At 43.7% G+C, this 19734-nt stretch carries 22 protein-coding genes; 17 read left to right on the top strand and 5 right to left on the bottom strand.

Features of this window, described 5'->3' with window-relative positions; all coding sequences use genetic code 11:
* Positions 1-16 precede the first annotated feature (16 nt).
* Positions 17-640 (top strand): peroxiredoxin, encoded by a 624-nt coding sequence (locus C0J08_RS15915; protein ID WP_212652906.1) that lies wholly within the window; start codon positions 17-19, stop codon positions 638-640.
* Between the two features lie 82 nt (positions 641-722).
* On the opposite strand, the gene gloA2 is transcribed toward C0J08_RS15915, so the two are convergent.
* The 3 genes from gloA2 to C0J08_RS15900 all read right to left on the bottom strand — a co-directional run bounded on the left by gloA2 (position 723) and on the right by C0J08_RS15900 (position 3136).
* The gene (gene gloA2 / locus C0J08_RS15910; protein ID WP_212652905.1) at positions 723-1112 is read right to left on the bottom strand and encodes an SMU1112c/YaeR family gloxylase I-like metalloprotein; all 390 of its coding nucleotides are present in this window, start codon (positions 1110-1112) and stop codon (positions 723-725) included.
* 26 nt (positions 1113-1138) lie between these two features.
* The gene (locus C0J08_RS15905; protein WP_212652904.1) at positions 1139-2089 is read right to left on the bottom strand and encodes a LysR family transcriptional regulator; all 951 of its coding nucleotides are present in this window, start codon (positions 2087-2089) and stop codon (positions 1139-1141) included.
* Between the two features lie 141 nt (positions 2090-2230).
* The gene (locus tag C0J08_RS15900; RefSeq protein WP_212652903.1) at positions 2231-3136 is read right to left on the bottom strand and encodes a LysR substrate-binding domain-containing protein; all 906 of its coding nucleotides are present in this window, start codon (positions 3134-3136) and stop codon (positions 2231-2233) included.
* A 235-nt stretch (positions 3137-3371) separates the two neighbouring features.
* Between C0J08_RS15900 and C0J08_RS15895 the strand changes: the two genes are divergently transcribed.
* The 15 genes from C0J08_RS15895 to C0J08_RS15825 all read left to right on the top strand — a co-directional run bounded on the left by C0J08_RS15895 (position 3372) and on the right by C0J08_RS15825 (position 16542).
* A complete protein-coding gene (locus tag C0J08_RS15895) occupies positions 3372-3971 on the top strand; it encodes a DUF6198 family protein (protein ID WP_212652902.1) in 600 nt (199 codons plus the stop codon).
* Positions 3972-4199: 228 nt separating this feature from the next.
* Positions 4200-5975: an ATP-binding protein gene (locus C0J08_RS15890; RefSeq protein WP_212652901.1), complete on the top strand. Its 1776-nt coding sequence runs from the start codon at positions 4200-4202 to the stop codon at positions 5973-5975.
* A gap of 10 nt (positions 5976-5985) precedes the next feature.
* Positions 5986-7317 (top strand): cobyrinic acid a,c-diamide synthase CobB, encoded by a 1332-nt coding sequence (locus C0J08_RS15885; protein WP_212652900.1) that lies wholly within the window; start codon positions 5986-5988, stop codon positions 7315-7317.
* A 4-nt stretch (positions 7318-7321) separates the two neighbouring features.
* Complete coding sequence (locus C0J08_RS15880) at positions 7322-8476, top strand: cobalt-precorrin-5B (C(1))-methyltransferase (RefSeq protein WP_212652899.1); 1155 nt, start codon at positions 7322-7324, stop codon at positions 8474-8476.
* Entirely contained in the window at positions 8473-9261 is a 789-nt protein-coding gene (locus tag C0J08_RS15875; protein WP_212652898.1) for a precorrin-6A/cobalt-precorrin-6A reductase, read from the top strand. The genes C0J08_RS15880 and C0J08_RS15875 overlap by 4 nt, the downstream gene beginning before the upstream one ends.
* Positions 9258-9923 carry a precorrin-8X methylmutase gene (locus tag C0J08_RS15870; RefSeq protein ID WP_212652897.1) on the top strand — a complete coding sequence of 222 codons (666 nt, stop codon included), beginning with the start codon at positions 9258-9260 and terminating at the stop codon, positions 9921-9923. Before C0J08_RS15875 ends, C0J08_RS15870 begins: the two co-directional genes overlap by 4 nt.
* An 84-nt stretch (positions 9924-10007) precedes the next feature.
* Positions 10008-11354, top strand: coding sequence for a precorrin-6y C5,15-methyltransferase (decarboxylating) subunit CbiE (cbiE, locus tag C0J08_RS15865; RefSeq protein WP_249344335.1), 1347 nt, complete (start codon positions 10008-10010; stop codon positions 11352-11354).
* Positions 11351-12091, top strand: a complete 741-nt coding sequence (gene cobI, locus C0J08_RS15860; RefSeq protein WP_212652895.1) for a precorrin-2 C(20)-methyltransferase — start codon at positions 11351-11353, stop codon at positions 12089-12091. Before cbiE ends, cobI begins: the two co-directional genes overlap by 4 nt.
* Positions 12088-12864 carry a cobalt-precorrin 5A hydrolase gene (locus C0J08_RS15855; protein ID WP_212652894.1) on the top strand — a complete coding sequence of 259 codons (777 nt, stop codon included), beginning with the start codon at positions 12088-12090 and terminating at the stop codon, positions 12862-12864. The genes cobI and C0J08_RS15855 overlap by 4 nt, the downstream gene beginning before the upstream one ends.
* An 83-nt stretch (positions 12865-12947) precedes the next feature.
* Complete coding sequence (locus tag C0J08_RS15850; protein WP_212652893.1) at positions 12948-13400, top strand: hypothetical protein; 453 nt, start codon at positions 12948-12950, stop codon at positions 13398-13400.
* Positions 13401-13766: 366 nt separating this feature from the next.
* On the top strand, positions 13767-14390 hold the full coding sequence (locus tag C0J08_RS15845; RefSeq protein WP_212652892.1) for a DUF4272 domain-containing protein: 624 nt from the start codon (positions 13767-13769) through the stop codon (positions 14388-14390).
* Positions 14391-14653: 263 nt separating this feature from the next.
* A complete protein-coding gene (locus C0J08_RS15840; RefSeq protein ID WP_212652891.1) occupies positions 14654-14881 on the top strand; it encodes a hypothetical protein in 228 nt (75 codons plus the stop codon).
* A gap of 142 nt (positions 14882-15023) precedes the next feature.
* On the top strand, positions 15024-15683 hold the full coding sequence (locus C0J08_RS15835) for a hypothetical protein (RefSeq protein WP_212652890.1): 660 nt from the start codon (positions 15024-15026) through the stop codon (positions 15681-15683).
* 298 nt (positions 15684-15981) lie between these two features.
* On the top strand, positions 15982-16146 hold the full coding sequence (locus tag C0J08_RS15830) for a hypothetical protein (RefSeq protein ID WP_212652889.1): 165 nt from the start codon (positions 15982-15984) through the stop codon (positions 16144-16146).
* 9 nt (positions 16147-16155) lie between these two features.
* A complete protein-coding gene (locus C0J08_RS15825; protein ID WP_212652888.1) occupies positions 16156-16542 on the top strand; it encodes a DUF7674 family protein in 387 nt (128 codons plus the stop codon).
* A gap of 372 nt (positions 16543-16914) precedes the next feature.
* Here C0J08_RS15825 and C0J08_RS15820 read toward each other — a convergent pair whose 3' ends face one another.
* Positions 16915-17364: a hypothetical protein gene (locus C0J08_RS15820; protein WP_212652887.1), complete on the bottom strand. Its 450-nt coding sequence runs from the start codon at positions 17362-17364 to the stop codon at positions 16915-16917.
* 402 nt (positions 17365-17766) lie between these two features.
* On the opposite strand from C0J08_RS15820, the gene C0J08_RS15815 reads away from it, so the two are divergent.
* Positions 17767-18390 carry a class I SAM-dependent methyltransferase gene (locus tag C0J08_RS15815; protein ID WP_212652886.1) on the top strand — a complete coding sequence of 208 codons (624 nt, stop codon included), beginning with the start codon at positions 17767-17769 and terminating at the stop codon, positions 18388-18390.
* A 259-nt stretch (positions 18391-18649) separates the two neighbouring features.
* On the opposite strand, the gene C0J08_RS15810 is transcribed toward C0J08_RS15815, so the two are convergent.
* Positions 18650-19675, bottom strand: a complete 1026-nt coding sequence (locus C0J08_RS15810; protein ID WP_212652885.1) for a hypothetical protein — start codon at positions 19673-19675, stop codon at positions 18650-18652.
* Positions 19676-19734: the final 59 nt, after the last annotated feature.

Below are 19734 nucleotides of genomic sequence, written 5' to 3'. Positions count from 1 at the left end.
AAAGGAGACGTTAAGAATGTCTATTTTAGTTGGTAAAAAAGCGCCAGATTTTACAGTTCCAGCTGTTCTAGCTGATGGTCAAATTGTTGATTCATTCAATCTTGCTGAAACAATCAAAGGTAAATACGCAATCGTGTTCTTCTATCCATTAGATTTCACATTCGTATGTCCATCAGAAATTATTGCGATGTCTCACCGCATGGAAAAATTCCGTGAAATGGGTGTAGAAGTTATCGGTGTATCTATTGACTCTCACTTCACTCACAACGCATGGCGCAATACGCCAGTGGATCAAGGTGGTATCGGTGCAGTAGAATACACTCTAGCAGCTGATATGGACCATGAAATTGCGAAAGCTTACGGCATTGAGTCCGAAGGTGGTGATTCTTACTACCCAGCTGGTGTTGCAATGCGTGCCTCTTTTGTTATTGACCAAAAAGGTATTGTTCGTTCACAAGTGGTAAACGATGAGCCAATTGGTCGTAACATGGATGAATTGGTTCGTATTGTTGATGCGCTACAATTCTTCGAAGAAAATGGTCAAGTGTGCCCAGCTGGTTGGAACAAAGGCGATAAAGGTATGAACACTTCTCCAGAAGGTGTTGCATCTTACCTAGCTGAAAATTCTAAATCTCTATAAGACCTAGGTTTTATAGCTGAACAACGCCCGCTATTAAAAAATAGCGGGCGTTTTTATTTGTGGAGTCGGTATGGGTGAGGTTTTATTGTTCATAAAGTTCTAGAGGTAGACCATCAGGATCTGCAAAAAAAGTAAATCGCTTTCCTGTTAACTCATCCAATCGAATGTTTTCTGTTGTAACACCTTCTTCGTTTAAATGCTTAATACAGTCTTCTAAATCTTCTACGGCAAATGCGAGATGTCTCAACCCTTGAGCTTCAGGATGAGATGGTCTGGGTGGGGCTGATGGAAATGAGAAAAGCTCAATCTGCTGTTGCTTGTTAATAGCAAGATCCAATTTATAAGACTGCCGAGTTTCCCGGTAGGTTTCTTTGATAATTGGAAAGCCAAGGATTTCATTATAGAAATGTTTAGAAACAGCATAATTAGAACAGATGATAGCGATGTGATGAACATGAGCAATATTGAGCATGGTTTTTATCTTCTTATCACTGTTGATTATTTGGCTTGTGCTTTTAATTCATTTGCTACATCAATAACTTGTCTTCGAAACCAAATGTGACTGGCATCATGGTGTAGAAGAGGGCTCCAAATCATTTTTAGTTCGATCTCTGGAATATCAAATGGCGGATCAAGAATCACTAGGTCTGGGTTTTTTCTATTCACCATGGCAACTTTTTTGGGAAGAGTGGCAATAAGGTCTTGCTCAAGAGCCAGATGCATAGCAGTGTGATAGCTTCTAGTGAACACACGAATACTGCGTTTGTGATCAAGGGCTTGAAGCGCCTCATCGACCCAGCCTAGTTTTTGCACGTCGTTTGGGTCCATGCCAACACCAACGCCAAACCCTGTTTTACTGACCCAAATATGCTGCGCTTCCAAATAAGCATCAATATTAAAGTGATTTTTGATGGGGTTTTTTGAACTCATCATGCAGACAAAAGTATCAAACCAGACGCTCTTTTGGTGGAAAGACTGTGGCAGTTCCTCAAATCGGTTGATTGCCATATCAATCTTGCCAGCTTCTACATCATGAAAAGTCACATCGCTTGGTGTCATGATGTCCAGTGTTATGCCTGGTGCGTATTCACGTAAACGATTTAGTAGTCTCGGAATCACTGTAGAGGCGGCGTAATCACTTGCCATTATTCGAAATACGCGAGTACTGATACTTTCGTTAAAGTCAGCTTCAGGTTGAAGGGCTTCTTCTAGTTCTAATAAGACTTTACGGACAATGGGTTGTAGACGAAGTGCTTTTTCTGTTGGTTTCATACCTTCGCTGGTACGAACGAGTAGAGGGTCACTTAACAAATCCCTCAATCTTTTTAAGCCATTGCTCATGGCAGGCTGGGTAATATTTAGCTGGGTCGCAGAACGTGTGACGTTGCATTCTCGTAGTAATACATCGAGATAAATAAGAAGATTAAGATCAATTTTATTAATATTCATGCTTTTTATGCAGCTCACACAGTTTATAGTTTGTATGAATCGATTGTATTGACCTTGACGTAAACTTCAACCATAACTTGCCAGATATCTTTATACTTAGGGTATTTACAAATAATTCTTTGAGCTTGTCATTGTAACTGCTTACGTGACAGAAGAGGGTGACAACCCTGTCAGTATTGGTACTCCACAGCAGAGATCTATAAAACGTTGGGCGTTTTGAGTAAGTGCTGTATTTTTGGGCGTTACAATTAGCAAATTACGATTCAGTGCTAGCGGTGTATCATAGAGTCGTATAAGGCCTGAATTTAACTCTTGAGAAATGGCCATTCGCGATAAGCATCCTAATCCCATCTGATGAATAACCGCTTGTTTTACCGCTTCCATATGTGCCAGAGATAACGCGACATTGAGTTGTGGAATGTGTGCGGCGGTCGCTTGTTCCAATATATTACGAGTTCCTGAACCCGCTTCCCGCATCACCCAATTGGCTTCTTTCAAATCTTCCCACGACAAGTTCTCAGGACGCTCTTCTTCGGCAGAGCCAAATACTACTAACTCATCTTTTAGCCAAACTTGGGTCATTAACTCGGCATGTTGACAATAGCCTTCAATGAAACCCACTTCGGCTTTGCCTGTTAGCAATTGCTGAATAACGCTTTGAGTATTTCCGATGTCTAAATTAAAACGAATGTTAGGGTGTTGTTTTTTGAATAAAGACATTTGCTTTGGTAGAAGATAGTTCCCCACACTGACACTGGCTGCCAAATGTAGAGAGCCACTCAGTTCATCTTCATTGCCCATGCTTTCAATCTGCTCAATTTGACTGAGAACAGCACGAGCTTGGGGGAGAAGGTGTCTTGCCTGAGGTGTAATCTGTAAGCGCTTGCCATGCCGACGAAAGAGTGGACGACCTAATAAAGCTTCGAGTTCTCTTAGGGCCTGACTTGCAGCAGGTTGGCTAATAGAGACCATTTCTGCTGCGGCTGTTACTGACCCTGTATGAACAACGGCTTCAAATATTTGTAATTGTCTAAGTGTGATTCTCATGGCGCTATTGTAGCCCTGTTTGCGTTTTGATGAGTAGCGCTATTCTTATTTCAGGGTTAAAAAACTTAAAGTAGAAATATTCCAATGTTATGGATTGTTTCTTCATACAATATGGTATGAAATGTGCTTTATATTTTTACTGAAACACTCAGTGATTTATCTGCTTTCACAAGAAGCGGCTTTTACAACCCTTTGTTATTAACCAAAAGTTAATACCATCTCGTAAGGACATATTATGAAAACAACGCATCGTTGGCTCTCTATTATAGAAGGCTGTCTACTTGTTGCCTTAGGGTTACATATTTTGAACTCTGCAGGACTACTCATTAGCGGTACTGCTGGTGTGGGAATGATTTTACTGCGGGTAACGGACTTGTCTTTTGGTCAGTTATTTTTCTTACTCAATATGCCTTTTTATATCTTATCTTGGTACGCATTAGGGCGAGATTTCACACTGCGTACTTTCGCAAGTATTAGTTTGCTTTCTGTTCTGTCGGAGTTAATAAAAGCGCATGTTCACTTGTCTATTCATCCGATTTTGTCTGCCGCATTAGGTGGCTTACTGGTTGGTTTTGGGTTGATCATTTTGTTTCGTCATAACGCTTCTCTAGGTGGATTAAATATTTTATCCGTGTATCTAGAGAGGCGCTTTCGTATTCATGCTAGTAGAACAACTTTGGTTGCGGATATTGGTATCTTAATTGCGGCGTTTGTCTTTTTGGATTTGGCAGATTTAGGTTATTCGTTATTAGCTTTTTTACTATTAAGTTCAGTTGTTGGTCGATATCACCGACCACCAAAGTGGGCACAAACCGCGTTACTCGATTCAAAATAAGGTTAATCACCATCGAAAAGTGATTAAAACTAGGGCTTTTTTGTCTCATTAATAGCGGTGTTCGATTCATTGTTCTCATGTGCTTCACTCAAGCCATGCTGAAGGCTTTAGGTTTGACATGAATCTAGTGCCTCGTTAAGGTCAAACAAGACAAATCATAGCAAAAACGCCTACAATAGACGGCTTATGATTTCCTTTTCACCTTAACGAAATGCAACAGGTAGCTCAATGACCCGTTTAGCCTCAAGTGACTTTCCTTTTACCGCCGTGGCGGGGCAAGAGCCGCTTAAATTGGCGTTGATTTTGTGTGCGATTAATCCCCAAATTGGCGGTGTTTTAGTCAGTGGGCCTCGTGGCTCGGCAAAGTCTACTTTAGCGCGTGGTTTATCTGGAGTAATGCCAGGCTTACAAGGTGAAGATCTCGCGCCTTTTGCCACGTTACCGCTTGGTACGAGTGAGGATCGCTTGCTGGGTGCATTGGATTTAGAGCAGGTTTTACAAGACAAACAAGTGCAGTTTAAGCCGGGGTTACTTAGCAAAGCGCACGGTGGCGTCTTGTATGTGGATGAGGTGAATCTGTTGTCAGATCATCTTGTTGATCAGCTTCTAGATGTGTCGGCCAGTGGGGTAAATCGTGTGGAACGTGATGGCGTTAGCCATGAACATGCGGCTCGCTTTTTATTGGTTGGCACCATGAACCCAGACGAAGGCGAGTTGCGCCCTCAGCTGAAAGATCGCTTCGGCCTCATGGTGGAATTGGGTAACCAATATAGTCTTGAAGAGCGGGTGCAGATTGTTCGATTACGAGACGAATACGATCAAGATCCACAGGCTTTTTGTGAGGCGTTTAAATACAAACAACGCAACTTAAAAAACAGTATTCGTTTGGCAAGACAAGTATTAGCACAACTGAGCTGCGCTGATGAGCTGCGTTTAGAGGTTGCCAGACGTTGTCAACTAGCCAACATAGACGGCGTACGTGGTGACATTGTTTGGATTCGAGCCGCGATGACTCATGCTGCATGGCGTGGCGCCAAAGCGGTGTCTCTTGAAGATATTCAAGCTGTTGAAGAGTTAGTCTTGGCCCATCGCCGACAAGCGAACTCTCAGCCTCAAGCATCCAGCCCGCCACCCTCTCGCAGACCGGATTCTTCTCGGTCGCCTTCATCGAATAAAAGCCCTCAGCCACAAGATGCGCTTTCTCAAGACAATCAACACCATGAGCAAAATGGCATGGGCGAATGGGGCAGTATGCCTGCGCAAACCCTTGCCAGCAGTGCACCGATTAGTGTCAGCTTAGATGATGACGCCAGCCTAAAGAAGGTGGCTCACTCTCGTCTTGATGAGGTGACGCCGGGAAAGCTCAAAGGCAAGCAGCAGGGCGGCTATCGTCCTGATGTGGCGCCATTGCACCAAAATCAATCGGTCAATGGCATTGATTGGTTTCGAAGTATTGTGAGTCAACCGCAAGAGTGGCCACCGAAAGACTTGATCCATAAACCGAACAAAACCGGCCAAGCGGTTTTGCACTTGGTGTTGCTCGATACGTCCGCATCTACCTTGAGCCAAGGTGTCTTTGGTCAAGCCAAAGGAGTGATTTTGGATATTGCCAATCGCGCCTATTTGGCTCGGGAGCAGATTGCGATTCTTGGTTTTGGGCAAGATGGCGTGTCATCGATCTTGCCTAAGGTACGTGCGCCAAAGGAAATTTCAGAATTGCTCGAAGGCTTGGGAGCGGGTGGCGGTACGCCATTTCGGGTGGCGATTGAAAACGCCAGCCAATATTTGGCGCAACAACACAAGACAACGGCGGGATTGCAGAGCCAAACTTACATATTGACCGATGGGCGCACTCAAGCGGATGTATCGGATCTTGTTCTACCGGGTAACACCGTATTGATTGATATAGAAAACGCACCGGTGAAACGTGGCCGAGGGCAAGATGTTGCCCAGCATTTGGGAGCTCAATACGTATTGTTGAGTTCTCTTTTAGAGACTATTTAGAGACTGTTTTATGACTACTGCTGTTGTTCATTGTCCCGCGCTATTTTTGACGGCTCCGGCATCAAACCAAGGAAAAACCACCATCACGGCGGCCTTGGCGCGTTATTTTACCAACCAAGGTAAAGTGGTTCGCGTGTTTAAAACCGGCCCCGATTACCTTGATCCGCAAATTTTAGCGCAAGCGTCTAAGCAGCCTGTAGAGCAGTTGGATATTTGGATGGCGGGCGAAGATTATTGCCAAGACAAACTTTATCAAGCCGCGAAAGTGGCGGATTTAATCTTGGTGGAAGGAGCCATGGGCATGTTTGATGGGGAACCATCCAGTGCGGATTTAGCGGCGCGTTTTGGTATTCCTATGGCCATTGTGATGGACGTTAAAGGCATGGCGCAAACCGCCGCGGCGGTGGCCACTGGCTTGGCAAATTTTCGTGATGATGTGCAAGTGGCAGGGTTGATTGCCAACCGTTGCGGCAGCGAACGCCATGCGGAATTGATCCGCGATGCGCTACCAGCAAGTTTGCCTTTGCTTGCAACCTTAAAGCGCGATGAAGAGATTACCTTGCCTGAACGTCATTTAGGTTTGGTGCAAGCGGATGAGGTAAAAGACGAACTAGAAGTGCGCTTTGAAGCCGCTGTTGAATGGCTAAAAGAAACACAAGATACCGGATTGCTGGAATTACCGAGCGCGGTGCCTTTTTCTCCTGCCAGCCAAGTTGACGCCGAACAAACCATTGAACCGCGTTTGTTGGGAAAAACCATTGCCATCGCCAAGGATGCCGCATTCAGTTTTATCTATGATGCGAATCTTATCGCCCTTAAAAACTTAGGGGCGAATCTGGTGTTTTTCTCGCCCTTGAAGGATCAAACCTTGCCCGAGGCCGATGCACTTTGGTTGCCGGGCGGCTACCCAGAGCTACACAGCAAAGCCTTGTCAGAAAACACCGCGATGCGCCAAGCGATCAAAGATTTTTACCAGACTGGCAAAGGCATTTTGGCTGAATGTGGCGGCATGCTTTATAGCTTGGATGATTTAACCGACTTAGAAGATAAATGTTATCCCATGGTGGGGATTTTATCGGGTCAAGGCGCTATGCGTGGTAAGCGCGGTTGCCAAGGCATGCAAACCGCGGTGATTCCACAAGGTGAAATTCGTGGACACGCTCACCATAGATCTCGCAGTGCCAATACGCCAGACCCCGTGGGTTATGGTCGTCGACAACGACACCCAGCGCCAGGGGAAGCGATTTATCAGCAAAAAGGGCTAACGGCAAGTTATTTGCATTTGTTCTTTCCTTCGAATCTTGATGTCACCGCCAAGATTTTTTTAGGAAAAGGTAACTAAAAGAATGTGGCCCGAAAGTGCTGAATCGCCCGCGCCACTGCGTACTGGTTTAACCACTGGAACCTGTGCGACGGCCTGCTGCGTAGCCGCAGCACAAGCACTTTTTGCTGATCAACAAGCCGCCAGCGTCAGTGTCACCTTACCAAAAGGCAAGGTGGTCGATTTACCTATTATCGAGTATCAAACCATTGATGCAGGTATGAAGACATCGACTATCAAAGACGCTGGTGATGACCCAGATGCGACCCACGGTGCGACTTTATTTGTCGAGCTAAGACTGTCCCCAGAACAAGGTGTGCGTTTCCATGCCGCGCAAGGGGTGGGAATCGTGACTCGAACAGGGTTGCTGCTTGATGTGGGCGAACCCGCGATTAACCCCGTACCGCGGAAAATGATGACAGAGCATTTAGAAGGATTTGCGCAAACGTATCATTATCAAGGGGGATTTGATGTCTCTGTTGGCGTGATTCATGGTGAGCAGATTGCGCAAAAAACCATGAACCCACGTTTGGGAATTTTGGGCGGACTCTCGATTCTCGGCACAACGGGCATTGTGCGTCCTTTTTCTTGTGCGGCTTACATTGCGTCTATCCATCAAGGTATCGATGTCGCTCGGGCGAATGGCTTGACTCACATTGCGGCTACCACAGGCAATGCCAGCGAAGACGCCATAAAGAGCCATTATCAACTGGATGATATGGCCTTGATCGAAATGGGCGACTTTGTTGGTGCGGTGTTGAAACACATTAAAAAAGTCGAGCAAGCCGACTCTGCCAAGCTAAACAGCTCGACACAATTACAGACACTCAGTATTTGTGGCGGCTTCGGTAAGATCAGCAAGCTTGCTCAGCATCATATGGATTTGAACAGTCGAGCGTCTAGTATCGACCTTGGCGCTTTAGCAAAACTGGCGGCCAGTTTAGGAGCCGACAATGCTTTGCAGGAGCGCATGACAAAGGCCAATACCAGCGTGGAAGCCTTGTCGTTTGCCATGTCTGACGGTTTGCCATTGGCCGATGCCATTTGTCAGCAAGCTTTAGATTTTGCACGACAGTACATTCCCGCTCACATAGCGTTAGAAGTTTGGGCGATTGATCGCAAAGGGCAATTTGTTGGTAAAGCCTTGGATGCTGATAACTCAAAACGAGGCACGCCATGAAGATTCTATTATTGGGCGGTACCGCCGATGCTCGGCACCTGTCTGACGCGTTACACAAAGCGGGTTTGACCGTCATCTACAGTTTGGCTGGCTTGGTTCGAGTGCCAAAAGTCGATTGTCAGCTGGTGGTCGGCGGCTTTACCCAATTTGGTGGACTTGCTCAATATTTAAAAGACAATAATATCGGCGCGATTTTGGATGTTACCCATCCTTATGCGCAAACCATGAGCAGCAAAGCGGTTATGGCCGCCAAAGAAGTCGGCATTCCCTGCTGGCGTTTTCATCGTCCAGCTTGGCAACAAGAAGCGGGGGATCAGTGGCAGGATTACCAAGACGAGACCGATTTACTGGCGAAGCTTAATGGCTTCCGCGTGCCGCTATTAAGTGCTGGGCAGATGAGCGAAACGTTATTAGAGCGTATTTTACAGCTGCCAAGCATTGAACACGTTATATGGCGAACGGCAGTGGCGCCCAAGTTTGCACTCGCTGATAAGATCCATTGGATAAAAGCCATTGGGCCGTTTGCTTTAGACGACGAACGTCAATTGTTAATGGATCACGGCATTGATGTGATCGTTAGTAAAAACAGCGGCGGCATGGCGACCTATTCAAAGCTTGTTGCCGCCAGAGAATTATCTGTTCCCGTTTTATTGCATGCTCGGCCATTGTTGCCAGCGGCCGAACGTGAATTTCATGATACTGAAGATTGCTTGCAAGCTTGTATAGCGGCTTGGGGTAAGACTCGTATCCATAGTAAGAATCAACCAAAAGACAGCCAACAGTGAAATTTACGAACGACTCTCAATTCGAAAGAAAATACGAAAACAACCCTCAAGCCATTGAGCAAGACAGCTTTCGGCAAATTCGCGAGTTAACCGATTTATCTGGCTTGAGCCAAGATCAGCAACAAGTGGTGATGCGCGTGGTGCACAGCCTTGGCTTGCCTGATGTGGCTGAACAAGTACGCTTCAGTGCCAATGCCACCCAAGCGGGTCGCGATGCATTAGCCAACAATGGCGCGATTTTGTGCGATGTGGAAATGGTCAAGCAAGGGGTGACCAAACGTATGATAACGCAGGAACCCTTGTGCTTTTTGAACGATCCTCGTACCGCAGAGTTGGCCAAAAGCAAAGGCGAAACCCGTTCCATGGCGGCGCTGAGTTTATGGCAAGAAGCTCTGGCTGGCAGCGTGGTATTAATTGGTAATGCACCAACCGCCTTGTTTCGTTTATTGGAAATGATAGAACAAGGTGCCCCTAAACCCGCTTTGATTATTGGTATGCCGGTGGGCTTTGTTGGCGCGGCGGAATCGAAAGAGGCGTTGTGGGAAGCTCATGAGAAATTGGGGATTGAATGCATCACCTTGCTAGGTCGAATGGGGGGCAGCGCCGTGACATCGGCCAGCTGTAATGCTTTGTTGCGCTGTAATATTGGCGAGTATTATTAATGCATTCTATGAGCCTTGGTATCCGTTTTTTATTTTCGTTAATCCACCTAGCTTAATGTAATGGCATTGAATGGAAGTAGGTTTATGAAACACACACAAATGCCAATCCATGTTATCGGTTTAGGCGTTAATCAAGTGGCGCATTTGGATGAAGCGGCGCAAGCGGTTTTGGCGAGCTTGTCGGCGCATGATGTGGTCTTAGGTGCTCCGCGTCAGCATGACACCATCACACACTGTGCTCATCTGGCTCGTCGTGAAGATCTGCCCAAACTCAGCATGTTGAAAGAAGTCTTTGCCAATTGGCAATCCGAAGGGGCAAAGCAGGTGGTGGTGTTAGCTTCTGGCGATCCGCTGTATTACGGCATTGGCGCTTGGTTGGTGCGTACTTTTTCGCTTGAAAATCTACGCTTTTATCCGAATGTTTCCAGTATCCAAGCGGCCTGTCATCGTCTTGGTCTGTCTTTGCAAGAGTTGCAAGCGGTGAGTTTGCACGGTCGTCCATTGGCTTCGTTACGTCGTTATTTGCAGTCGAATAAGACCTTGGTGTTGCTGACGGACCCATTCAGCCAGCCCCAACACATTGCGCAAGAATGTGTGCAAGCAGGCCTTGATCAAAGTGAGATCACAGTGTGTGAGGCTTTGGGTTATGAACAAGAAAAAGTCCGTACTTTTAGTGCCAAGTCTTTATTAGACACAGAAATAGAATGGGATCCGCTTAATGTGGTTGTGCTGAAAACCAGCCAGCAAGCCTCTTTGTATCCTAGCTCAGTGGGCATCCCGGATACGGCTTTTGTTACGGACAAGGGTGATGGCAAAGGCATGATTACCAAGCGAGAAGTGCGTTTGGCGATTTTGTCTTACATGGGCATTCAGCAAGGTGACACGGTTTGGGATATTGGCGCTGGCTGTGGTGGTGTGAGTGTGGAAATGGCCTATTGGCATCCGCGCAGTCAAGTTATCGCCATTGAACATCACCCAGACCGTTTGGCCTGTTTAACTGCCAACCAAGAACGTTTTGGTGTCATGCAGAATTTATCCATTGTCGCAGGGCGAGCACCAGATGTGCTGGTGGATTTGCTTGCCGACAGCAAGAAACATAATGGTAGACCCAATAAAGTCTTTATTGGTGGCAGTGATGGCGAATTAAATGCCTTGATGACGCAGGTTTGGGATCTATTGCCTGATGCTGGCTGTCTGATGGTCAGTGCCGTGACGGAAGAAACCAAGTGTCAGGTCATGCAATTTGCCCAACAACGTGACCAAGCACAAGACGCCGATGAGCAAAGCTTGCAAGTGTCTATCACTAAAGGTGAGCGATTAGCGGGGCAGCGTTTATTTCGTCCTAGTCTGCCTGTGACGCTTTACCATTTTAGAAAATACACGGCCTCAACATCGGCCACCCATACCAATCAAAAGGAAAACGTACAATGAACGCCTCGGAAACTTCACAAACAATAGGCCGATTCATTGGTGTTGGCGTAGGCCCAGGGGATCCAGAATTGATCACCTTAAAAGCCTTGCGTTTGATTCAGCGCGCCAGCGTGGTGAGTTATCTGGCCAATGGGGAAGGTGGCTCCCAAGCGAAAACCATCGCTAGTGAAGCGTTCGCTGGTGTGACCCATGCGCAAAATGAAATTGCTATTGTCATGCCGATGTCCACAGATCGTTCATTGGCAAATGAAGCCTATGACAATGGCGCAAAAGCCATTGCAGAGGAGTTGTTGCAAGGTAACGATGTGGTCTTCTTGTGCGAAGGCGATCCCTTGTTTTTTGGTTCTTTTGCTTATTTATTAGAGCGTTTAGAAGGTGATTTTCAGTGCCAAGTGGTGCCTGGGGTGTCGTCCATTAACGCGGCTTCTTCGGCTTTAAACCATCCATTAACCGTGCTGAAAGAATCCTTTGCTGTAGTGAGTGGTCGCCATAGCGCAGAGCAAATTGATACCGCTTTAGAGCAACACGACAGTGTTGTTATCATGAAGGCTGGGCGTGCCCGTCCGCGTATTCTCATGGCGTTACGTAAAACCAATCGTATGCAAGACGCGAAATACCTTGAATACATTGGCCGTGAAAATGAGCGCATCGTGCGGGATGTTTCCACCTTGGAAGATAAAGCGGGGCCGTATTTTTCCTTGTTTGTGGTGACCAAAAGTGAGCGAGGCACTCGGTGATTCGTTTTATTGCATTAACCCCCGCTGGGGAGCGGCTGGCCAACAAACTATTGTCTCAAGGGCGACTGAATCATTGGCCTGAGGCCGTGGTGGACTATAAACCAAGACCTTTTGCCGAGTTTATACAGACGGCCTTTCAAAACGGCGATTGGTTGGTATTCATTTGTGCCACAGGGATCGTGATGCGGACTCTTGCTCCTGTGATTCAAGACAAATACCAAGATCCACCGGTTTTGGTATTGGATGAAGAAGGGAAATTTGTCATTCCTTTATTGTCTGGCCATGAAGGTGGTGCGAATGAATGGGGCGCGCAAGTGGCCAAATCCCTTGATGCGCAACTGGTTATGACCACAGCCAAACCTTACCTTAATCCTGTTTATTCCTTGGGAATGGGCTGCGAACGCAACTGCCCGTTGGAATTTCTTGAAAGCCTAATGCTGGATGCCCTTAATCAAAAAGGCTTAACGCCAAGTGACATCCACTCCCTAAACAGCATCGACATCAAAGCCGATGAGGTCAACCTTATCGCCCTCGCAGAAAAGTACGGCTGGGATTTCAACACCTACAGCGCCCAACAACTCGCCCCAATGGAACCACTGCTTAGCACCAAATCCGACTACATTTTTAACACCGTTGGTGTGTATGGCGTTGCAGAATCCGCCGCACTGCTGGCGTCTCAACAAGCAACCGGCGACGAACCAGAACTTATATTGAACAAAATAAAAAACACCAAAGCGACCTGTGCATTGGCGAGAGGGTTTAAGTCGGGCTAAAAAGAGTGGAGAAATTGGTCGTAGAGATTTAATTTTACTCTGACCCTAATTATTAATTTTATCAATCAGTAGGAGATAGAATTATGGAATTAATGCCTTTCAAAAAGGTTACCAAAGTTCCGAGTGGCACTTCTGTTTTTTCAGATGTTGATGCTGCTAGTGACTTGATAGATATTTTAAGTGTATTTTCTTTTGAAATGATTAGTGCTACAAATAAAATATATTTCAGGGGAATAAGTGCTTATATGTTTGAAAGTCAAATTAAGTTTGGCTTCAACAAGAATTATAAAATAACTGACTTAGAATTTCGTAGTCCATTTAAATTTATGGGAGTTAATGAACTTACATATAAAGGAGTTAATTTGTTCAAATCTAGTCTTTATGATATCCAGATTGCTTTGGCAAAAATTGGAGTGTCCACTCGAGAAATAGACATTGGTTTAAAATCTGATGAGCTTGGCTTGTCTTTTTTTTCAAGTGATTATGAAAAAGATTTATCAGTCAGATTGGATGCAGTTACAGTTCACTTTAATTAACAGCCGTCGATAAGGACGAAAAGCAACTTAATGAGACACCCATCGTTTTAAACAGGACATGCACCTCAAGAATCCAGTATTTATAGATCATTATTGTGAAAGGCACCAACGACAAAGAAAACCTAAAAGGAAAAATCTTCAATTCATCGCTTAACTTGTCATAAAAACATTATAAAATCCATTCACCAAAAAGCGTGATTTGCTTCAGTTTGCCTAAAAGTCAGCTTTTAAATGCCTTTCTGTAATGTTCTTCCTTCCAACACAATAAAATAGATATTTTGGTACCCGATGTGATCTGCTTTACTCACTTTTTATATCGTGTTTTTATTGTGTGTGTCCTGTTTATTTTGTTAAATAGAGCAGATTATGAATTTCAAAGAAGTAAGACAAAGTTCAGAAGTTAAGGCGGGCTCGCTGGGCTACGAAATTAACCCTTACCTACCTCTCTTGGAGGGAGGTTTTACTCTTCGAACTAAAGAAGAAATTGTTGATCGCAGTCTGGCATTATTTTCAACTGTGGCAGCTGCATATGGGTTTGATAAGGAAAAAGCTACTGAGTGGGCGATTACAGTAGGTGTTGCGAGTTCTCTGGCGTTTTCGGAAAAGAAATTTTTGAATGGTGGTAATGGGGATAACCTTTTTATTCAATCTCAGGTTGAAGCACTTAATGCATTTGCTTGGTCTTTAAATATCGTAGGGGCCTTGGCGTTTGATATTAAGTGTCAAAATAACCTAATTACGTTATTTCCTGATATTAAAAATGGGGATAATGCGGCGGATTATAGGGGTAAAGCTAAGTTGCGTTCAGTTGAAGAGATTGTCTCAGCCTACGACCTCTCGTATTGTTTGCATTGGGCTGTTACACAAGCTCTGCTTGACGGTGAGAGCTTGCCTAATAGTATATCGCCTCACGTTATAATTGAGCGGCGGAGGGCTTTAGAGTGGATGCTAAGTAGTGAAAATTGGGATGATTTAAGTTTGGATACATAAATGTTGCTACTGCATACCCAACCAGCAAGTCTGTTAATCCTTAGGTCGAGATCTAACATGAATAACTCAATAGATATTAGTATTGCAAAAGGAAAAAAGTTCGGATCGCTTTTATACGTAAATTTAACAGGACACGCATGTTAAGAAGCCAGTAAAATCAAGGGTTTTAACGTGGGTGTCTCTTAAAGCGTTGGCAATTAGTACCGACAGAAATAATAGAAATAACTGCAGAAAAAATAGATATTCTCCCAGGTAAATAACTCATGATGAGCGAAGATCAAGCACGATATGCGTTAGTTGAATTAGTAAATACATACCTTTCTTCTGATCCTGAAATTAACAATTTATTAAAAAAAATTAATGATAACTCTAAGCTTGGATTGCCCTTACCTATAAGGGGGGTGCTAGAAAGTATGAGGGAATATCGAACAATTGAGTATTCTGAATTAGATAAAGAAATTATAGAAGAACTTCTTTACTTATATGGATAGTTTCTGAGTACGAAATAGGGTGTTGTCCCTGTTGTCCCGTCTAGATGTCCAATGTAGTGGTCAACTACAAAACTATAGGAGCGGTGATTTTTATAAGTATGTATGTTGATATAAATTTTTGGCGGGTTGAAATAGGCTAATAATGGTGGGTTTGCAGGAATTAATGGGACAAGAGATTTATGACCTACTTTATAAACATTACGATAAAGATGGTCTATTGATTGAAGATATGGATGATGTTTTTTATTGTGAAGATGATGAAATAGATAAAGATCGTATACCTAAATTGGAGGCTTTATTAACGCCTATTACCGATGCTAAAAGTTCTTTAGTGCCGTTAGAAGCAGCAAAGCTTTTGGCTGCTTGGGGGGATGAAAAAGCAATTGATTATTTTGAGTATTGTATTGATGCACGTATTGACCGTTTGGGTAATCTAGACCCTCATCGGCTTCACGGGAATTATGATATTACTTATGAAGATTTTTCTAATGGTTTACTTCATTATTATGCTAGACGCGTTGACTTATCGCCTAAAAAAAGAAATCAAACTAGAGAAAAGATTTTTCCTCCAATGAAAAAAATGCTAGCTTTGTCAAGAGAGCTTATTTTTGATATGGAACATATTATTAATGATATAAAGGAAGAAAGTTTGTATGAATACCTACCTATTTTAAAAAACTGTTACCTTGATTTTATCAACCGGTCTGAGAATGATCTTAATAGGCAATGGAATTTACCTAGCTTAGAAGAGTTGTTAAAAGATTGGGAGCCAGAATTTTTGCGTCAACAAAATCCAGAGTAGGATTGTCCCGTCCACACTGTCCATAGACATTTCCTGCTTAAAAATCAACCGATTTCAGGAAAAATCTCCTGAAATCGGTTGGTTTTTTGCTCATTTCCTACGATCATTTTCAGAAGTTTCAGCCTGGAAATAAATTTCGGTTAATAATCGATCTGTTTTTCGATTGAAATATGTGATTGCTTCTCCAAACGTGTGGACAGCTATTTTTTAAGTATCGTTAGGCTCTAACACAAAGCAATTTAACAGCAGCGGTAGTACGGCGGATGCTGTGCGACATTAAACTTTAACTGGTGAAAAAGTGAAAGGTAGAGACCACCGGCAAAAAGCTGAAGATAGTGCTGAATTTTTGAGGAGTTGGTTAAAATACAATACAAATAATCCTAATATTCCAGAAATTGATAAGGCTGAATCTCAAAACGTAATAAAAGATTTAGATAACGTTTTAAATATAAAAACTAATTAGAACAATGTTATGGAAAAAATAAATAATCAAGAAATGCTAGTAAAGTTATGTAAGGTTTATCCTAGTTTCAGAGATAGCATAGTTGAATCGGCAAAATATTGGATAACTCCTGAAGGAGAGTTCTTATGGGGGATTTTGATTGGTGACCTCTCTACAGTATTGTTTAACAACCTTGAAGAAGGTAATTACTCAAATGTGGAACAATTATTTGCGTGTTTGGATGAGCTTATTGAACAGGGTGATGATGAGGTGTCATCATTAATAACCACGCAATTGCTGGAAGGAATGCTAAATTCAAGAACCACAGATCAGTGTTTGTGGAGGCCACTACTTGGAAAACAAGCGGCTGACTTTTGTGATAGCATAGATCAATATTATATACGAGCCCAGACCTGATCTGACCTCAAGAATTTATAACGGGACAAGCATGTTAAGAAGCCTGTGAAATCAAGGTTTTTAACATGGGGGGCGTTAACCTACGTGGAACAGAACGCCCAGTTAAGACGATGATTTAGATAGAGAGCTACCAGGTGGTGTAACACAGCTAAAATTCAAAGAAGGAAAAGAAAGTACCTACCAAAAAGTTGAGGTGACGGATAAACGAAAATTGGAATCTTTGCAAAGACCGATAATGAAAAGGTTGAATTTAGCAGCGCTACCCTTGCACTTGATGGAGATGCTTATGTAATGGCCTAATGATTCTAGAAAGTCCTATAGCATAGAATATAGGAAGTAGATCAAGATCATTACAGGCGGTAATCGAAAGATTTACCATCGAAATTCTCTGATATTATCTAATTCAAAATTAGAGTTCAAATCTGCAATATAATCCTCATAACCATCATTAAACTTTATTTGCCATTGGCTGTGTTCTGATGGAATCTCTATCGCATAAAAGGTGGGTGATTCTCTTGGTGTTTTTTCTGGTGGAGGTATATTAAGGGAGCCAAAGAGTTGACCATTTTCACGAAAAACAAGAAGTATCGGTGTTGAGCTATATTCAAAGAGTGCTAGAAGTTCTCTATCTTGACTTAATGTTATGCTGACTCTAACTTCCTTTACTATTTCTACATTGCCTTGAGAGCCTTGCCACTTGCACCCATAAATGCCATTACGAGGTATATATTTACCATCTTTTCGAATATAGCCATCCATTTTTCGCCAACCTTCGGGCAACCATATGCCATCACCGTCTAACTCGTAATAATCATTAATCATCTTGATTTCCTGTTTTCAAAATTATCTGTTATTTGTAACGAGCATAGATATAAATTGATAATTGGGGAAGGCTAAAATTAAATCTACTCCTAGTTAATCCCTGTTCATGTTATCCTTTTCTATCTTAACGTATGTGAGAAACGCGTCTCCATGCCACGTCGTCCGAGAGTTTTTATTCCAGGCTATGCTGAGCATATCATCCAGCGAGGTAATAACCGTCAGCCAATTCTTTGCCTGCTATGAAGATATTATAGGTTATTTGATTTAGCTCCATGATCTTTTATGTAACATCAAACGTATCTTGAGTTGACGATCTTTGATCTTTTATGATACTTTAAGAGTTACATGAAAATGGCGTTGCTACTAAACCATAGATAGACTCATTGTAGGGAGTGATTAAATATGACAAATACTTCAAAAGCATTTTGGGAGGCACATTATTCGAAGCTGGTAAAACCTTCCAGCGGCAAGCCTTCAAAATTGCTGGAGCATTTTACAAAAGGGCGTATCCCCGCGCGTGCGTTGGACATCGGATGTTCGCGTGGTGATGATGCCATCTGGTTAGCAAAGCAAGGCTGGCAAGTCACTGGGGTTGATATTTCAGAAACCGCATTGCAGGCAGCGCGCGATAAAACGCGCGAAGTCGGTCTGTCTGGTCAGACTAATTTTGAGTGCCATGATCTGAATACTAGTTTTCCCGAGGGTGAGTTCGACCTGATTTCTGCCATGTACCTGCATTCTCCGGCTGAATATACGTTTCACCGAGTGGCCACACTGCAACGCGCAGCGGCGTCGACAGCCAGTGGCGGTTTGCTGTTAATTGTTGCTCATGGCTCACGTGCCCCATGGTCTTGGGCCGACCCTGAATTTAAGTTCCCTACTGCTGAGGAAGAGCTAAAATCATTGTCATTAGATGATACTCGTTGGAAGCCACTTTTTGTCGGCCCTATTGAGCGCCAAGCAATTGGGCCAAATGGTGAGACTGCAACCGTCACCGATTCCGTTATCGCATTAGAACGAATTTAAAAAATGAGCGCTCTCGGAGGTTACACGGCTGACTGATGGATGCCCCCGATAATTGAAAAATGGGCTTATTCGGTTTTGGACTGTTTGCAACTTCTAAAGTTATTTGGGGGAGACTCACAATAAATTAAAGCTACTCTCTAGGTAATCCTTTGTAAAAAAACGTCCCGAAAAATTTTGCAAAGGTGTTTATGAAATATTGATTAGAAAATGGACCTTTCATCCTTGCGGGGAAACAAGAATGAAAGGCAAATAGGACGACTTACTTGGCGGCAGTTAAACCATCAACAATACGGTTGTTGGCCATATCTATCGCTTTAATCGCGCCATATTGGTAATACTCTGGGGTAGCAACAACAGAAATTTCCGTGGTTTTAGTCGAACCACCAGTAAAGAAGCCGACAGCGGAACTAAAGGCATTGGCGGCTTTTTGGCTACCAGAGGTGGTGTCTTCGTTACGTCCGTAAGCCCCACCGACAATAACAGGGTCTATTAGACTGACATAGCCGTTATCTGAGAAGGTACCGCCTGAGTCAACAAGGAATTGTGCAGCCGATCCTGTGGTCACTTGAATACCTTGCCCTAGAGTCACCGAAGCACTCAGTGTGCTACTTGGGCCACCATTTAAAGGAACGTCTTTGAAGTAGTTCACTTCGTAATCGGTATCCTTATCGAAATAAGCAAAATGAACCTTATAGTTGATAGCAAATACTGGCGCTCCTGCGGCTTCTGCTAGTTCGGAAAAGGCGTAAGGCATAGGTTTTACTTGACCAACCTGATCTGGTACTGAGAACAAATTCAGTGAACTGGCAGAGAAAGTCACCTCATCCTGAGATGAATTCTTCATGAAAGAAGAAACGCCAGAAGGAGTATAAGGAACAGGGAGTGGGTCTAATTTTTTCCAAGGTTTTAATTTTTGTAAATCACTGACAGGCTTAACATTAAACCCTTTAGCCGTTAAATCTGCTACAAAATCATTATAGGCTTCGTCGGCAATTTTTTGGAAGGTGCTGTTTGGGACACCGGTTAGATGGGCTTTTAGAACACTTTGTGCATATTCTGAACCGCTACTATGACGGATCATTGGACTGGTCGATTTCGAAGAGCCTGAATCTTTTGTCACGAAGGAAACGGCAAACTGCGCTATGTAAACATCTTTTCGAGTGTCAAGTGTCTCTGCATTTTTGCTGTAAAGGCGGTCACCTTTGCCACTACCACCCGTTCCAGTGGTAGCACAGCCAGTCAATAAAGCGACTATGCTAGTGGCGATAATTAACTTGCTTTTCATGTTTTGCTCCTTATTAAAGTGATACTTCAACAATAGGATAAGCATGAAAACTCTTGCAC

Source organism: Marinomonas sp. CT5, from assembly GCF_018336975.1.
GTDB lineage: Bacteria > Pseudomonadota > Gammaproteobacteria > Pseudomonadales > Marinomonadaceae > Marinomonas.
This window is presented reverse-complemented; position numbering and strand designations above follow the sequence as displayed.

What these genes read in the sequence shown, in the direction of transcription:
- C0J08_RS15915 (WP_212652906.1), top strand. Translation starts at nt 17, where the DNA reads ATGTCTATTTTAGTTGGTAAAAAAGCGCCAGATTTTACAGTTCCAGCT.
- gloA2 (WP_212652905.1), bottom strand. Translation starts at nt 1,112, where the DNA reads ATGCTCAATATTGCTCATGTTCATCACATCGCTATCATCTGTTCTAAT.
- C0J08_RS15905 (WP_212652904.1), bottom strand. Translation starts at nt 2,089, where the DNA reads ATGAATATTAATAAAATTGATCTTAATCTTCTTATTTATCTCGATGTA.
- C0J08_RS15900 (WP_212652903.1), bottom strand. Translation starts at nt 3,136, where the DNA reads ATGAGAATCACACTTAGACAATTACAAATATTTGAAGCCGTTGTTCAT.
- C0J08_RS15895 (WP_212652902.1), top strand. Translation starts at nt 3,372, where the DNA reads ATGAAAACAACGCATCGTTGGCTCTCTATTATAGAAGGCTGTCTACTT.
- C0J08_RS15890 (WP_212652901.1), top strand. Translation starts at nt 4,200, where the DNA reads ATGACCCGTTTAGCCTCAAGTGACTTTCCTTTTACCGCCGTGGCGGGG.
- C0J08_RS15885 (WP_212652900.1), top strand. Translation starts at nt 5,986, where the DNA reads ATGACTACTGCTGTTGTTCATTGTCCCGCGCTATTTTTGACGGCTCCG.
- C0J08_RS15880 (WP_212652899.1), top strand. Translation starts at nt 7,322, where the DNA reads ATGTGGCCCGAAAGTGCTGAATCGCCCGCGCCACTGCGTACTGGTTTA.
- C0J08_RS15875 (WP_212652898.1), top strand. Translation starts at nt 8,473, where the DNA reads ATGAAGATTCTATTATTGGGCGGTACCGCCGATGCTCGGCACCTGTCT.
- cbiE (WP_249344335.1), top strand. Translation starts at nt 10,008, where the DNA reads ATGAAACACACACAAATGCCAATCCATGTTATCGGTTTAGGCGTTAAT.
- cobI (WP_212652895.1), top strand. Translation starts at nt 11,351, where the DNA reads ATGAACGCCTCGGAAACTTCACAAACAATAGGCCGATTCATTGGTGTT.
- C0J08_RS15850 (WP_212652893.1), top strand. Translation starts at nt 12,948, where the DNA reads ATGGAATTAATGCCTTTCAAAAAGGTTACCAAAGTTCCGAGTGGCACT.
- C0J08_RS15845 (WP_212652892.1), top strand. Translation starts at nt 13,767, where the DNA reads ATGAATTTCAAAGAAGTAAGACAAAGTTCAGAAGTTAAGGCGGGCTCG.
- C0J08_RS15840 (WP_212652891.1), top strand. Translation starts at nt 14,654, where the DNA reads ATGATGAGCGAAGATCAAGCACGATATGCGTTAGTTGAATTAGTAAAT.
- C0J08_RS15835 (WP_212652890.1), top strand. Translation starts at nt 15,024, where the DNA reads ATGGTGGGTTTGCAGGAATTAATGGGACAAGAGATTTATGACCTACTT.
- C0J08_RS15825 (WP_212652888.1), top strand. Translation starts at nt 16,156, where the DNA reads ATGGAAAAAATAAATAATCAAGAAATGCTAGTAAAGTTATGTAAGGTT.
- C0J08_RS15820 (WP_212652887.1), bottom strand. Translation starts at nt 17,364, where the DNA reads ATGATTAATGATTATTACGAGTTAGACGGTGATGGCATATGGTTGCCC.
- C0J08_RS15815 (WP_212652886.1), top strand. Translation starts at nt 17,767, where the DNA reads ATGACAAATACTTCAAAAGCATTTTGGGAGGCACATTATTCGAAGCTG.
- C0J08_RS15810 (WP_212652885.1), bottom strand. Translation starts at nt 19,675, where the DNA reads ATGAAAAGCAAGTTAATTATCGCCACTAGCATAGTCGCTTTATTGACT.